The 14586-nt window shown below is 31.4% G+C and carries 13 protein-coding genes; 6 read left to right on the forward strand and 7 right to left on the reverse strand.

What is annotated here, in order from left to right; translation table 11 throughout:
• Positions 1-432 precede the first annotated feature (432 nt).
• A complete protein-coding gene (gene iorA / locus ABIN73_08460) occupies positions 433-2163 on the forward strand; it encodes an indolepyruvate ferredoxin oxidoreductase subunit alpha (GenBank protein ID MEO0269754.1) in 1731 nt (576 codons plus the stop codon).
• Position 2164: 1 nt separating this feature from the next.
• Positions 2165-2761, forward strand: a complete 597-nt coding sequence (locus ABIN73_08465; protein ID MEO0269755.1) for an indolepyruvate oxidoreductase subunit beta — start codon at positions 2165-2167, stop codon at positions 2759-2761.
• Positions 2762-3337: 576 nt separating this feature from the next.
• On the opposite strand, the gene ABIN73_08470 is transcribed toward ABIN73_08465, so the two are convergent.
• The 7 genes from ABIN73_08470 to amrS form a co-directional block, all read right to left on the reverse strand.
• Entirely contained in the window at positions 3338-4096 is a 759-nt protein-coding gene (locus tag ABIN73_08470) for a CoA-transferase (protein ID MEO0269756.1), read from the reverse strand.
• 2 nt (positions 4097-4098) lie between these two features.
• Positions 4099-5085, reverse strand: a complete 987-nt coding sequence (locus tag ABIN73_08475; GenBank protein ID MEO0269757.1) for a CoA-transferase — start codon at positions 5083-5085, stop codon at positions 4099-4101.
• A 30-nt stretch (positions 5086-5115) separates the two neighbouring features.
• The gene (gene infC / locus ABIN73_08480; protein ID MEO0269758.1) at positions 5116-5661 is read right to left on the reverse strand and encodes a translation initiation factor IF-3; all 546 of its coding nucleotides are present in this window, start codon (positions 5659-5661) and stop codon (positions 5116-5118) included.
• 100 nt (positions 5662-5761) lie between these two features.
• Positions 5762-7675, reverse strand: a complete 1914-nt coding sequence (thrS, locus tag ABIN73_08485; protein ID MEO0269759.1) for a threonine--tRNA ligase — start codon at positions 7673-7675, stop codon at positions 5762-5764.
• Positions 7676-7760: 85 nt separating this feature from the next.
• Positions 7761-9323, reverse strand: a complete 1563-nt coding sequence (gene pruA / locus ABIN73_08490) for an L-glutamate gamma-semialdehyde dehydrogenase (protein MEO0269760.1) — start codon at positions 9321-9323, stop codon at positions 7761-7763.
• A gap of 118 nt (positions 9324-9441) precedes the next feature.
• Positions 9442-9774, reverse strand: coding sequence for a hypothetical protein (locus tag ABIN73_08495; GenBank protein MEO0269761.1), 333 nt, complete (start codon positions 9772-9774; stop codon positions 9442-9444).
• Positions 9775-9798: 24 nt separating this feature from the next.
• Positions 9799-10872 carry an AmmeMemoRadiSam system radical SAM enzyme gene (amrS, locus tag ABIN73_08500; protein MEO0269762.1) on the reverse strand — a complete coding sequence of 358 codons (1074 nt, stop codon included), beginning with the start codon at positions 10870-10872 and terminating at the stop codon, positions 9799-9801.
• A gap of 100 nt (positions 10873-10972) precedes the next feature.
• Here amrS and ABIN73_08505 point away from each other — a divergent pair, with 100 nt between their 5' ends.
• The 4 genes from ABIN73_08505 to ABIN73_08520 are packed head-to-tail and all read left to right on the forward strand — an operon-like array spanning position 10973 to position 14586.
• A complete protein-coding gene (locus tag ABIN73_08505) occupies positions 10973-12151 on the forward strand; it encodes an acetyl-CoA C-acetyltransferase (GenBank protein MEO0269763.1) in 1179 nt (392 codons plus the stop codon).
• 2 nt (positions 12152-12153) lie between these two features.
• Positions 12154-13407, forward strand: a complete 1254-nt coding sequence (locus tag ABIN73_08510; protein ID MEO0269764.1) for a peptidylprolyl isomerase — start codon at positions 12154-12156, stop codon at positions 13405-13407.
• Between the two features lie 11 nt (positions 13408-13418).
• Positions 13419-13685 carry a S4 domain-containing protein gene (locus ABIN73_08515; GenBank protein MEO0269765.1) on the forward strand — a complete coding sequence of 89 codons (267 nt, stop codon included), beginning with the start codon at positions 13419-13421 and terminating at the stop codon, positions 13683-13685.
• Positions 13678-14586, forward strand: a complete 909-nt coding sequence (locus tag ABIN73_08520) for a 4-hydroxythreonine-4-phosphate dehydrogenase PdxA (protein ID MEO0269766.1) — start codon at positions 13678-13680, stop codon at positions 14584-14586. The genes ABIN73_08515 and ABIN73_08520 overlap by 8 nt, the downstream gene beginning before the upstream one ends.

The raw sequence follows: 14586 nt of genomic DNA on the forward strand, positions 1-14586 counted from the left end.
GTTTATTTGTAAAATAAGATAAAATAAGGGGTTGAATCAAAGCAAGGTCTCCTAAAATAAGTGCAAGAATATTCACTGTTTCTGTTGTCATATTTTAATTTTAAAAGAAAGATTTATTTAAAGCAAAATTGAAAGATTCATTAAAAAAACGAAAAGACTTTCTAATTGGTGTCTTATTAGACGTGATTACTAATGAAATGAAATAAAGTTTCAAAAGTTTTAGGGATATGCGTGATTTTATTCTTTCTATTTATCTATCCCTTTTTAGATGCTAACTTTCACAAATACTCTATTTTATATGGAATTTTTAAAACAATTATTATGATCTTGAAAGAAGAAATCATAAAGTATAATTGAAATTTGAAAATCAAAAATTTTTGCTTTATTATTTAATACTACTAACTTTTTTATTGCAAAAGATGGAGGGGAATTGTGAAAAATAAATTATTTTTATCAGGTAATGAAGCACTTGCAAGAGGTGCCTGGGAATCTGGTGTAAGTGTGGCTGCCAGTTACCCTGGGACTCCCTCTACTGAAATTCTTGAAAATCTTGCAAAATATAAAGAAATTGAGGCAGAATGGTCAACCAATGAAAAGGTAGCTTTTGAAGTAGCATTAGGAGCAGCAATAAGAGGAAAAAGAGCAATAGTATCAATGAAACATGTGGGTCTTAATGTTGCTGCTGACCCTTTATTCTCCTCTGCCTATGCAGGTATTAATGCTGGATTTGTAATTGTTACCTGTGATGACCCTGGAATGCATTCTTCTCAGAATGAACAGGATAATAGAAGATATGCTAAATTTGCAAAAATACCATTACTTGAACCTTCTGACCCTCAGGAAGCTTATGATTTTGTTAAAATTGCCTTTGAATTATCTGAAAAATTTGAAATTCCTGTTTTAGTTAGATTAACAACAAGAGTCTCCCATACAAAGGGAATTGTTTATGTAAATGAAAGAAAAGAAATTCCTTTAAGAAATTACACCAAAAATTTTTCCAAGTTTGTTCTATTGCCTGTAAATGCAAAAGTTCGTCATAAAATTCTTGAAGAAAAACTTCTTGAGTTAAAAAAACTTTCTTCACAGATTGAAATAAACAGAATTGAAAAGGGTAAAAATGGTTTAGGTATTGTTACTTCAGGTGTTTCATACAATTATGCAAAAGAAGTATTTGAAGACGCCTGGTTCTTAAAACTCGGGATGGTTTTTCCTTTTCCTGAGGAACTTTTTAAAGAATTTTATAAAAATGTTAAAGAAGTTATAGTTGTTGAAGAAAATGAACCCTTTATTGAAGAAGAAATAAAAATCCTTGGATTTAAGGCTGAAGGGAAAAAATATTTTCCTATTTTAGACGAACTTTCCTGTGATATTATAAGAAAGGGATACAAAAATGAAGAATTACCTCACCCAGAAAACTTTGAAACTGTTAAAAGACCACCCCAACTCTGCCCAGGTTGCCCTCATACAGGTATTTTTTATTCTCTTTCAAGGTTAAAGGTAACAGTTTTAGGTGATATTGGATGCTATACCCTTGGAGCACTCCCTCCACATAACGCAATGGATACATGCATCTGTATGGGAGCATCAATTGGAAATGCTATTGGTTTTGAAAAAGCAGGAAAAGAGAAAATAGTGGCTGTCATAGGTGATTCAACATTCCTCCATTCTGGTATAACAGGTTTAATTGATGCAATTTACAATAAGGGGAAAATGACTCTGATAATTCTTGATAATAGAACAACAGCAATGACAGGTCATCAGGATCACCCTGGAACTGGAATAACTGCTAAGGGAGAAAAAACAAGGGAAATTAATATCTATGATATTGTAAAAGCAATTGGAGTTGAGGAAATCTATGAAGTTGATTCCTACAATTTAAAGGAAACATTAAAAACTATTAAAAAAGCAATTGAAAGTGAAAATTTAAATGTTATAATTTCAAAAAGACCCTGTGCCCTCTTAAAGGAAGTAAGGGAAAATTTTGCAAAAAAAACTAAAATGAAAATTGATGAAGAAAAGTGCCTTGGTGAAAAATGTAAGGCATGTATAAGACTTGGATGCCCTGCAATCTCAGCTTTAAATGGTAAAATTTCTATATCACCCCTTTTATGTGTAGGATGTGAAGTCTGTAAAGAAATTTGTCCTCAGGGAGCTATAAGTTAAAATGGATAAGAAAGAATTCAATATAATAATATGCGGCGTTGGAGGTCAGGGAATTTTACTTGCTTCTGAGATTCTTGCTCTTACAGCAATAGAATCTGGATTTGATGTTAAAAAAAGCGAAGTCCATGGAATGTCTCAAAGAGGAGGAAGTGTATTCTCTCATGTAAGGATTGGGGAAAAAGTTTATTCACCAATTATTGAAAAGGGTAAAGGAGATATCTTACTTTCCCTTGAAAAGGCTGAAACTTTAAGATGGGTTCATTATCTAAAAAAGGATGAGCCTTTGATAATAATGAGTGATTTAGAAATTATACCTCCTCTTGTTTCTCTTGGGATTACAAGTTACCCGAAGGATGTAGAAAAAATGCTGAAAGATATTTCCTCTAAACTCTTTATAATACCTGCAAAAAAAATTTCAGAAGAAGTTAAAGATATAAGGGTGTTGAATATATTTTTTCTCGGATTCCTTTCAAATTTTTTACCCTTTGATATAAAAAAATGGGAGGAAATAATTAAAAGTAAAGTACCAGAAAATAAATTGGAAATAAATTTAAATACTTTTATAAAAGGTAAAGAATTCATAAAACACTTTGATTAATTTTTTAAGAAGGGGAGCTCCAAAGGAAAAGTTAAAATTTTATTTCATTGAGCAGGTTCACCTTCAACTTCTATCGTTAGAGTAACTATTGTAACAAAGCTTGTAAATAAAGAAATTAAATGATCCATTAAACTAAAATAACTTTTTGCTTTAACATTTTTTAAATTATATTTCTGGATTATATCTTCAGGTGAGTTATCTGTGAGGGGAAATAAACCACATAAAGCATACCAACCTTTTTGTGAGGTTTCACTTTAACCGGTTCTACTTCCCTATTAATCTTACTTCTTTTTTGGTGATGCAACATATCTAACACTATAAAAGGCTATAAAACTAAATAAACTAAAATTAATCTTTTCATCTATCACCTCCATCCTTAATATAAGAAATATTTCGCAGGCTAAAGCCTGCGCCTACCCTTTTTCTAAAATTTATTTCCTTGATCTTATACTTCTATGGAACCTACAACCTTTAGGGTGCGAAATATTTCGCTTCTTGATAATTATATAAAGAACAATTATTTTTCTAATAGGGATATAAATCGTATAGATGCTTTTAAAGTTTCTAACTTATACTTCAAATGTAATATCTTTCTTTATCCACTTCCTCTCTTAATATTCTAAGTTCCTCCTCTGTTGGCTCAGGTGTCACCTCAAGGGGCTCCTTTACAAGAAGTTCAAAACCTGTATTTTCTTTAACCTCTTCAAGTGTAACACCAGGATGAAGAGAAATAACACGCATTCTCTTTGTCTCTTCATCAAAATCAAGAAGAGCCAAATCTGTCACAACTCTATAAGGACCTGTCCCTTCTGGTAAACCACTTTCCTCTCTTTTTCCTTTTCCTCCTAAATATCCGGGGGTTGTTATAAAATCAACTTTTTCAACAAATCTCTTTTTTTCATGCTTCATTATAATAATAGTTCTCCAGCAAAGGGAACCTACATCATTTCCTCCTCCACTACCGGGCAATCTTACCTTTGGTCTTGAATGTTCTCCTATAACCGTTGTGTTTAAATTTCCGTAAGGATCAATTTGAGCACCACCTAAAAATCCATAATCAATAAAGCCTCTCTGGGCAGATTCCATAATATCACAGATTCCAGTTGCTGCAAGTGCTCTATAAAAAGTTCTTCCCTCACCAACTGCTCTTGGTAATTTTTTTAAGTTAGCTCCTATTCCTCCAAATTCAAATATTGGAATAAGATGGGGAGCATGAAGTTTCTGAGCTAAAGAAGCCGCAAGCATCGGAATACCTGTGCCTATAAAACATGTTGAATAATCTTCCATTAACCTTGCTGCTACAAAAATCATTAACTCAGTTTTTGAATATTTCATTTTTACCTCCCCATTTTTTCATATTTTAATTTCATCAATTTTTCAATTCCAATCTTTTCAAGGTATTCTTTATGATTTTTAACAGAATATATATACTCATCCATATATTTTTTCGTCCCTTCCTCTGTTTCACACATCTTTAAAAACATCCTCAAATGTTCTTCATCCCTTTCATATAAATAAACCATCTCACCTGGATGGGAACCAAAAGGGGCATAAACAATAGCATCAGTAAGAAAATAAGGAATAATTGTTTTTTCTGGATACCTCCTTATTTCATCAGTTGAAACAATCTCTTCTGTGCTTATTATGAGCCTTTTTGAAGCTCTTGCCATTTCAAAGGCAAATCCAGAAATACCTTCTATAACACAGTTTCCATATTTATCAGCCTTATGAACATGTATAATTCCCACATCAAGAATCAATGCAGGTAAAAGACATAACTTTATACCTGTAAAAGGACACATTATTACTTTTGCTGCTGAATATTTGAAGGTATCACTGCCAAGCATACTTCTAATGGGGATAAAGGGAACACCCATAGCAGCAGCTTTAAATCTCCAGGCCATTGCAGCATTAGACCATTCAACAATTTTTACTTTTCCATTTTCAGCTGCCCTTCGGAATATTGGTGATAAACCTAAAACTTCATAACCTATATATGTTACATCCATAGCAGTTACAAGATCTGCTGCCAAAAGGTAATCTATTTCAAGTAATCCCTGACCTGCGAGACGCAAATTCTTTTTTCCCTGTCTTACAATTTCCCTTATTATTGAAAGAGGAGCTCTTACAGTTCCATAAAGTTCAACTCCTATATAATCTCCATCTTTTATAAATTGACTTACTGCCTCTTTCTCATCCATTACTTTTTCAACTAAAGTTCTTCTTTTTTTATCTCTTACAAATTTCCTGAACTCCTCCACATCCGGCTTTTGTATTAATTCACCAATTCCCTCTTCCACAATTTCAATTGTTTTATTTCCCATTTTCCACCTCCTGATTTTTTAATTATATAATTATTTCTTTTTTGGTTTCATTATAACAACAATTTGCCTATTTCCAACCTTTTTAATTTCCCCCTCAGGTTCTGCAAAATCCTTTACTTTTTCAAAGAACTTTTCCATTATTGCTTTACCCTGAGTATCAATTAAAACCATCTCTCTCCCCTTAAAAAATAACCTAACCTTTACCTTATGACCAGTTTCTATAAATTCTCTCATCTTCTTAATTTTAAGCTGAAGATCATGCTCACTTGTCGATGGTCTAAAGGAGATCTCTTTCTCTTCAGCAGTTTTTGTATGTTTTTTCTTCTTTTTCATTTCATATTTGAATTTTCCATAGTCAAGTATTTTACAAAGTGGTGGATTATCTGTTGGAACTATCTCAACAAGGTCAAGTCCCTTTTCATAGGCAAGTTCAAGAGCTTCACTTGTTGGCATTACCCCTAAGAACTTCCCATTTTCATCAACAACCTTTACTTCCCTTACCTTTATTTCTTCATTTATCCTATAAGGCTCTCTATCTCTTGCAACCGGACCTCTTGGATACCATTTTCTTCCCATAAAATAAAAATAATTTTTTAAAGGAATTGAACCTGATTGAGAAATTTTTCCAAACTTTAATCAAAAAGAAAATAAAGAAAATTTTTTAAGGAAATAGAACCTAACTATTTTCAAGTTCTCCTTTGATTCTTAAAATAAATTCTTCAATACTCATTGAACCCAAATCCCCTTCTTTATGTTTTCTGACTGATACTGTTTTATTCTCCTCTTCCTTTTTTCCAACAACAAGAATATATGGGACTTTTTCAATTTCTGCCTTTCTGATTTTATATCCAAGTTTTTCATTTTCACAATCAATTTTACACCTTAAACCCTCTTTTTTTAAAATATCTTCAATTTTTCTTGCATAATCAAAGATTTTTTCACTTAAAGGCAAAATTCTCACCTGCTCAGGAGAAAGCCACAAAGGGAAATTACCCTCATAGTGCTCAATTAAAACACCAAAAAATCTTTCAAAAGAACCAAGTAGTGCCCTGTGTATCATATAGGGTTTTTTATCCTTTCCATCACTATCTCTAAAAGTTAAATCAAATCTTTGAGGTAAATTAAAATCAAATTGAATTGTTGTGCATTGCCATTCTCTTCCTATAGCATCCTTTATTAAAATATCAATTTTCGGGCCATAAAAAGCACCTTCACCTTCTGCAATCTCAAATTTAAGAGAAGCTTCTTTTGCTGCCTTTATAAGAGATTCTGTCGCCAAATCCCACATCTCAGGTGTTCCAACATATTGCTCAGGTCTTGTAGAAATATAAACTTTATAATCCTTAAAACCAAACTTTGAAAGAACAAATAAGGCAAAATCAATAACTCCTTTTATTTCCTCTTCAACTTGATAGGGTGTACAGAATATATGGGCATCATCTTGAGTAAATCCTCTTACCCTTGTTAAACCATGTAAAACACCACTTCTTTCATATCTATAAACTGTTCCAAACTCAAACAATCTAAGGGGTAAATCCCTGTAACTCCTTAGCTCATTTTTATAAATCTGAATATGAAAGGGACAGTTCATCGGTTTTATAAAATAAGAACCCTCTTCAGAAAATTCCATTTCAGGATACATGTTCTCTCTATAAAAATTAAGATGCCCTGATATTTCCCATAATTTACTTTTACCAACATGAGGAGTATAAACAGGAAGATAACCTCTTTTTAAATGTTCCTTAAAAAGAAAATTTTCTATTTCCCTCCTTATAAATGCACCCTTTGGAAGCCATAGAATAAGACCTGCTCCAACATCTTCTGAAGAAATAAAAAGCGAAAGTTCTTTTCCCAATTTTCTATGATCCCTTCTTTTTGCTTCTTCAATTTTATTTAAATAATCCTTTAAAAGCTCTTCTTGAGGAAAGGAAATCCCGTAAATTCTTTGAAGAACCGGACCTTTTTCATTTTTTCTCCAGTAAGAGGATGAGGAGGAAAGAATTTTAAAGGACTTAATAAGACCAGTCCTTACAAGATGTGGACCTGTACATAAATCAATAAAATCACCCTGTTTATAACAACTCACTATATCATCTTTAATTTCATTTATAAGCTCAACCTTAAAATCCTCTCCTCTTTCTTTAAAGATTTTAATAGCCTCTTCCTTTTTTATTTCAATTCTCTCGACTTTTAAATCTCTCTCAATGATTTCTTTTGCTCTTTTTTCTATCTTTTCAAGGTCTTCTGGAGTAAAGGTTTTTTCACCCATAAAAAAATCATAGTGAAATCCATTCTCAATGGGAGGTCCTATTGTTAATTTTGCAAAAGGAAAAAGTTCCTTTACTGCCTGAGCCATCACATGCGAAGAAGTGTGCCAGAAAGTCTCTCTTCCCAAAGGGTGTTCAAAATCAACAAGTTTTATCTCTTTCTCCGTTCCTTTAATTGTGTAAGTTAAATCCTTTGGATTTCCGTCAACTATAGCAACAAGAAAATTTTCATCTTTAACAAAATCAATAATTCTCTTTCCTTTATTTTCTCTTATTATTTTTTCATCTAAAATTTTTTCCTTTCCTCTCTCAATCTTTTCCATGACGTGAAATCAATAAATAATAAATCATCTACATATTATAATTTTAAAAATTAAACTTTTTCAACAATATTTTTATAAGTATCCTTTAAAAGCTAATCCTTTCTGAAACACTTTTTCCCTGTAGGAAAAGTAATAGATAATCCCTTCCACCTGCCTTTGAGTCGGTTCCTGACATATTAAATCCACCAAAGGGATGAACATCAACGAGAGCACCAGTGCATTTTCTGTTAATATATAAATTACCAACAAAAAATTCTTCCTTTGCCTTTATTATATTCTTTCTGTTTAAAGAGAAAACTGAGCCTGTTAACCCATAATCACTGTTATTTGCAATCCTTATAGCATCGTCAAAATCCTTTGCTTTTATAACAGAAAGAAGAGGACCGAAAATTTCCTCCTGAGCAATTCTTGCATTTTCATCAACATCGTAAAATATTGTTGGCTCTATATAAAACCCCTCTTTTAAATCTGCCTTTTTACCTCCGGTTAACAATTTACCTTCCTTTTTTCCTATCTCAATGTAACTAAGTATCTTTTTCTCAGAGGACTCATTTATAACAGGTCCCATAAAGTAATTTTCCTTTGCTGGACCTATTTTTATCTTTTTTGTTTCCTCTTTAAGCATTTCAATAACCCTATCATAAACATCCTGATGAACTATAAGTCTTGAACAGGCAGAACACTTTTGACCCTGAAAACCAAAGGCTGATACAATGGTCCATTTTACTGCATCGAGAAGATTTGCTTCACTATCAATAATTATCGCATCCTTTCCTCCCATTTCAGCTATTACCCTTTTTAACCACTTTTGGCCAGGCTGAACCTTTGAAGCAAGTTCATAAATATGAGAGCCCACTTCCCTTGAACCTGTAAAGGCAATAAACCTTGTTTTAGGATGAGCAACAAGAGGATCACCTACCTTAGAACCTGAACCAGTAAGGAAATTGAGAACACCTTTCGGAAGACCTGCTTCATGCATAAGCTCTACAAATTTATAGGCAATTAAAGGGGCATCAGAAGAAGGCTTCAAGATAACACAATTGCCTGTGACAATTGCTGCAGTTGTCATTCCAAGAGTAATAGCAAGGGGGAAATTCCAAGGCGGAATTACTACTCCAACACCAAGGGGAATATAAAAATATTCTGGAATTTCACCCTCAAAAGGTGTTAAAGGTTGAAATTCTCCGTACCTTACAGCCTCTCTTGCATAGAATTCAAGATAATCTATAGCTTCTGCTGTATCAGCGTCTGCTTCAGCATAATTTTTTCCTACTTCAAGAACCATTGTAGCAGAAAATTCGTGTTTCCTTTTTCTTAAAAGATAAGCAGCCCTCAAAAGAATGCTTGCCCTTTCTTTTGCAGGAATTCTTTTCCATTCTTCAAAAGCTTTCCATGAGGCTTCAAGTGCCTTTTCAATGTGTTCCTTTTCAGCAATTGAAAATTCTCCAACCACTTCCTCTTTTTTAGAAGGATTTATACTTTTAAATGTTTCTTTTGTATAAATTTTTTCTCCTCCGATTATTAATGGATATTTTTTTCCAAATTCTGATTCTATTTTTTTAATTTCATTTTGAAAAATTTCAATATTTTCCTTTTTAGTAAAATCGGTAAAAGGTTCGTTTTTAAAGGGTTTAACATTAAAATTCATTTTATTCCTCCTTTAAGATGATTTAAGAAAAGAAGGAAGGAATTGAACCTTAAAGATAAATTTTATTCAATTAAAACATTAACTTTCAAGATTTATTATGGATTAATAAAGTTAATAGCTATTTTTTACCTTTCTCTTTCCCCTTTTTAGCTGGATACTTCTTTTTGTAATAAGAATGTTTAAGCCAGGGTTTTTCCTCCTCTGTTTCTATTACTACATAATCATATTTCTCAATATCCTTCGGTTTTTCACTCACTTCTACCCATTTTCCCCCTTGAAAAATTATATAAACATTTCTTTCGGGATGGTAATATATTTCAAGTGAAGGATAATATAAGTAGAGAATTTTTTTTCTTAAACCGTAAGCCTTAGCATGAGGTGGTGGACCATGATGCTCATAAACTGTCACACACGATAAAGTTATAAATAAAATTAAAAATAAAATTCTCATTTAAATATTTTATTCAAAAATTAATTAACTTTCAAGAATTTTAAAAAAACCTCTGATATTTTCACCGCAATTAAAACACTTTCCATTTATGATCCTGTTTTCAATAATATCAAAAATATACCTTTTTATCAACAAAGTTCCACATTTATGACAATAAGTATTTTCGTATCTATGACCTGGAACATTACCTATATAAACATAATAAAGACCTTCCTCCTTTGCTATATCCCTTAAAATTTCAAGCCTTTTTACCGATGTTGGTGGTGCATCAAATTTATAAGCAGGGAAATATCTTGTTAAATGATAAGGAATATCTTCTCCTATTTCGTCTCTTATTCTCCTTGCAATTTCACTTATATCCTCTTCCCTGTCATTATAGCCTTCTATCACAAGGGTTATAATTTCAACCCAGAGCCCCTTTTCTTTTGAAATTTTTATATTTCTCCAGATCTTTTCTAAATCAGCACCACAATATCTTTTAACAAAATCTCTATTACCCTTTATATCAAAGTTAATAGCATCAAGACCTGAATCTATAAGCAAATTTAAAGTCTTTTCAGTCATATAACCATTTGAAACAAAAGTATTATAAAAACTCTTCTTTTTTGCAAGTTTAAACAAATCGAGGGAATATTCAACTAATAGAGTTGGTTCATTGAAAGAAATACTTGTCCCTTCACATTTAAATTCTTCCATTAAATCAATAAATTTTTCTGGAGAAATAAATTTACCTTTTCCGATATTATATGGAGCCTTACTTATCTCATAATTCTGACACCAAGGACATAAAAAATTACAAGACCAGGATGAAGCTGTTAAAGCTTTTGTTCCAGGGTAAAAATGAAAGAAAGGCTTCTTTTCAATTGGATTTACACTTATAGAAGAAATATCCCCATAAATAAGTGTATATACTTTATCTTGAACATTCATTCTTGTTTTACAGAAACCAACGTCTCCTCTTTTCAATTTACATCTCCTTTCACAAACAAGGCATATCGTATAATCACCTATAAATTCGTATATGCTTTCTTTCACCCTCTTTTCATTAATTATCTTAATTTCAAACTCTTTTTTCTTAAATCCAAGGGAGATAATCACTTAACTCTTCAAAAAACCTTACTTTTACTTTTACCATTAAAATATATTAAAATAAAATTTTATAAGGTTCAAACCCATAATAATTAAAAAAAATTTTAAAATGAAAGAAATCTTTATTGTTTCAGCTGTTAGAACACCAGTAGGAAAAATACTTGGAAATTTATCCTCTTTTTCTGCAACAGACCTCGGGGGTATGGTAATTAAAGAAGCTGTTAAAAGAGCAAATATTCCCAAGGAGAAAATTGATGAAGTTATAATGGGCTGTGTATTACCAGCAGGTCTCGGACAAGCACCCGCAAGAATAGCAGCTATAAAAGCCGGATTAAATCCGGAAATTCCTTCTTTTACCATCAATAAAGTATGTGGTTCAGGTCTTAAAGCTATTATGCTTGGGGTTCAGGCAATAAAAGCAGGTGATATAGAAATTGCTGTATGTGGCGGGATGGAATCAATGACAAATGCACCTCATCTTACTTATTTAAGGGCAGGAATAAAATACGGCGAAGCTAAATTAATTGACCATATGGTTTATGATGGATTATGGTGTTCCTTTAATGATAAGCATATGGGTAATCTTGCCGAATATACTGCAAAAAAGGCAGGAATAAAAAGAGAAGAACAGGATAAATTTGCTTATGAAAGCCACATGAAAGCTGTAAAAGCTCATAAAGAAGGTAAATTTAAAGAAGAAATTTTACCAATAAGTATTAAAACTAAGGAAGGTGAAAAAATAATAGATAGGGATGAATCTGTAAGAGAGGATACTTCCCTTGAAAAACTTGCTGCTTTAAAGCCTGTTTTTGAAAAGGATGGAACAGTTACAGCTGGTAATGCACCTGGTTTAAATGATGGTGCAGCCTGTGTTATAGTAGCTTCAGAAAAAATGGTAAAGGAATTAAATTTAAAACCTCTTGCAAGAGTAATTAGCTATTCCTCAAATTTTGTTGAACCAAAAGATTTATTCTTTGCTCCGATTGGGGCTATTAAAAAATTAACTGAAAAATCAGGATTAAAAAATCCCAATGACTTTGATTTGATGGAGATAAATGAGGCTTTCGCGGCTCAAATTCTCGCTGATATAAAAGCACTTGAACTTGATATAAATAAAATAAATGTTCATGGGGGAGCCATTGCAATAGGGCATCCAATAGGAGCTTCGGGAGCAAGAATTCTTGTGACTCTTATTTATGCTCTCAAACAGTATAATAAAAAGAAGGGATTTGCCGCTTTATGTCTCGGAGGTGGTGGTGCTGTTGGATTATCAATTGAAATGGTTTAAGAATGATAAAAATTTTAATATTATTATTTTTTTCTCAGATTCCAGTTTATAGTGACCGAATAATAGCAATTGTTGATAAAAAGCCAATTCTTGAAAGTGAACTTAAAGAGATGGTTGATTTTTTCAAAATTTTAAAACCTGAAATGGAAAAGGAGGAAGAAGAAAATTTAAGAAAAAAAATTTTAGAACAGTTAATAGAAAATGAATTAATTCTTTATGAAGCCAAAAAGGATACTACAATAAAGGTTACCCAGGAAGAAGTTGAAAGTTTTATAGAAAATGAAATCAAAAGAATAAAAGAGGAGTTGGGAGACTCTATTTTTAAGGAGGAACTGAAAAAAGAGGGATTAAATGAAGAAAAGCTAAGGGTAAAATACAGAGAACAGGTTGAAAGAAATCTTTATATCCAGAAATATATAGCAAAATATATAGCACCCAAAATCAATATAACTCCTACTGAACTTGAAAATTTTTATAAAAAATACATAGACTCAATTCCTGAACTTCCTGAAGGATTTGAACTTTCCCATATATTTATTGCGATAAGACCTTCTGAAAAAATTGTTGAGAATGCCAGAAAAAGAGCAGATGAAGTTTTTAAGGAACTTAAATCCGGAAGTGATTTTGGTTATATTGCTTTAAAATACTCTGATGATAAAGCAACTGCTGTAAATGGAGGAGATATAGGTTTTATTCAAAGGGGAACTTTCCCACCTGAAATAGAAGAAAAGATTTTTTCATATAAAAAGGGAGAAATAATAGAACCAATTCAGGGTGACCTTGGATTTTTCATCTTTCAGGTTGTTGATAAAAAAGAAGATAAAATCAGGTTAAGGCAGATTGTTATTGCTACTTTACCATCTAAGGAAGATACAGTGAGAGCAAGAGAAAAGGCAAAAGAGGCACTTTTATTCGCAAAAGAAAAGGGATTTGAAGAGGCAGTAAAAAAATATTCAGAAGACCCTTTAACAAAAGATAGAAAAGGTTACCTTGGATTTGTTCACATAGATAGATTAAAGGAAGATGTAAGAAACTCCCTTTTAAAAGCTGAAAATGGTGAAATTTTAGGACCCTTTTATCTTGATTTTGGTTATCATATTTTTAAAAAAATTTCTTATAACAAAGGAGGAAAGCCTTCTTTTGATGAAGTAAAATTCATGGTGCAGAATCTTTTATTTCAAAAGAAAGTTCAGGAATTACTGAAAAAGAAAGCATCTGAAATAAGAAATAAGGTTTATGTTGAAATACTTTATTAATAATTTTAAAGTTGCGAATAGATAAGTTAATACAGATTTTAAAATTTATAAAGAGCAGAAATTATGCAAAATTAGCTTGTAGAAAGGGTTATGTTTATGCTAACGGAAAAATTGTGAAGGCTTCTTATAGAGTAAAAAAAGGGGATAAAATCAAAATAGATTTAGTTGATAGATGCATTGAATTTGAAGTTCTTGATTTACCACAGAAAAATTTTAAAAAAGAGGAACTTGAAAATTTCATAAAAATCATAAATTACACTTATAAAAAGAATGCATAAAATTTTTATTGCACCAGGTGACCCTTTTGGTGTTGGACCTGAAATTTTAATAAAATCTTTATCAAAAATTAAATTAACTTCCTTTGAGATTATAATAGGATCAGATCCTGATTTTTTTATTGAAAAAACAAAGGAGTTTAAAATTAATTTAGATAATAAAAATATTTCTTTTGAGGAAATTTATAAAATTAAAAAAGAAGAAAAAAATTATCCCACATTAGAAGGTGCAAAATTTGGTATAGAATCCTTAAACTGGGCAATAGAAAAAGTTAAAAAGGAAAAAGGCATGCTTTTAACAGGTCCTGTTTCAAAAGAAATGATAAGAAAAATAATTCCAGATTTTATAGGTCAAACAGAATATATTTGTAAAAAAATTAATAAAGATACTTCTGAAGTAATAATGACCTTTTATTTTAAAGATAAATTCTTGGGATTATTTACACAGCACATACCTTTAAAGGAGGTATTTAATTTTATTAAACCTTTGCTTTATTTAAAAAGATTAAGAGTTTTTGAAAAGGAAATAAAAAAAATTATCGGAAAAAATCCTAAGATAGCTCTTTTATCTCTGAACCCCCATGGTGAAGAATTTGGAGAGGAAGAAAAATTTTTAAAAAATTATATAAAATTCAAAAAAAATTTAAAAGGTTTTTTTCCTTCAGATTCTTTTTTTGGATACTCCCTTTATAAAGATTTTGATGCTATATTTGTTTTTTACCATGACCAAGGGACAATTCCTTCAAAAATTTTAGGACCTTCAGTGCACCTCTCTCTTGGATTACCCTTTTTAAGAATTTCTCCTGACCACGGACCCGCCTATAATATGAAAGGAAAAGCAAATTATACATCCATGCTAAATTGTTTTAAATTTATTAAAAAATATTTTACTCTCTCTAAATAA

The sequence above is a fragment of the candidate division WOR-3 bacterium genome, assembly GCA_039804025.1.
Lineage (GTDB): Bacteria > Hydrothermota > Hydrothermia > Hydrothermales > JAJRUZ01 > JBCNVI01.

Bases quoted from the DNA above. Each gene is read 5' to 3' on its own strand.
- ABIN73_08465 (MEO0269755.1), top strand. From the start codon at position 2,165: ATGGATAAGAAAGAATTCAATATAATAATATGCGGCGTTGGAGGTCAG.
- ABIN73_08470 (MEO0269756.1), bottom strand. From the start codon at position 4,096: ATGAAATATTCAAAAACTGAGTTAATGATTTTTGTAGCAGCAAGGTTA.
- ABIN73_08475 (MEO0269757.1), bottom strand. From the start codon at position 5,085: ATGGGAAATAAAACAATTGAAATTGTGGAAGAGGGAATTGGTGAATTA.
- infC (MEO0269758.1), bottom strand. From the start codon at position 5,661: ATGGGAAGAAAATGGTATCCAAGAGGTCCGGTTGCAAGAGATAGAGAG.
- thrS (MEO0269759.1), bottom strand. From the start codon at position 7,675: ATGGAAAAGATTGAGAGAGGAAAGGAAAAAATTTTAGATGAAAAAATA.
- pruA (MEO0269760.1), bottom strand. From the start codon at position 9,323: ATGAATTTTAATGTTAAACCCTTTAAAAACGAACCTTTTACCGATTTT.
- ABIN73_08495 (MEO0269761.1), bottom strand. From the start codon at position 9,774: ATGAGAATTTTATTTTTAATTTTATTTATAACTTTATCGTGTGTGACA.
- ABIN73_08505 (MEO0269763.1), top strand. From the start codon at position 10,973: ATGAAAGAAATCTTTATTGTTTCAGCTGTTAGAACACCAGTAGGAAAA.
- ABIN73_08510 (MEO0269764.1), top strand. From the start codon at position 12,154: ATGATAAAAATTTTAATATTATTATTTTTTTCTCAGATTCCAGTTTAT.
- ABIN73_08520 (MEO0269766.1), top strand. From the start codon at position 13,678: ATGCATAAAATTTTTATTGCACCAGGTGACCCTTTTGGTGTTGGACCT.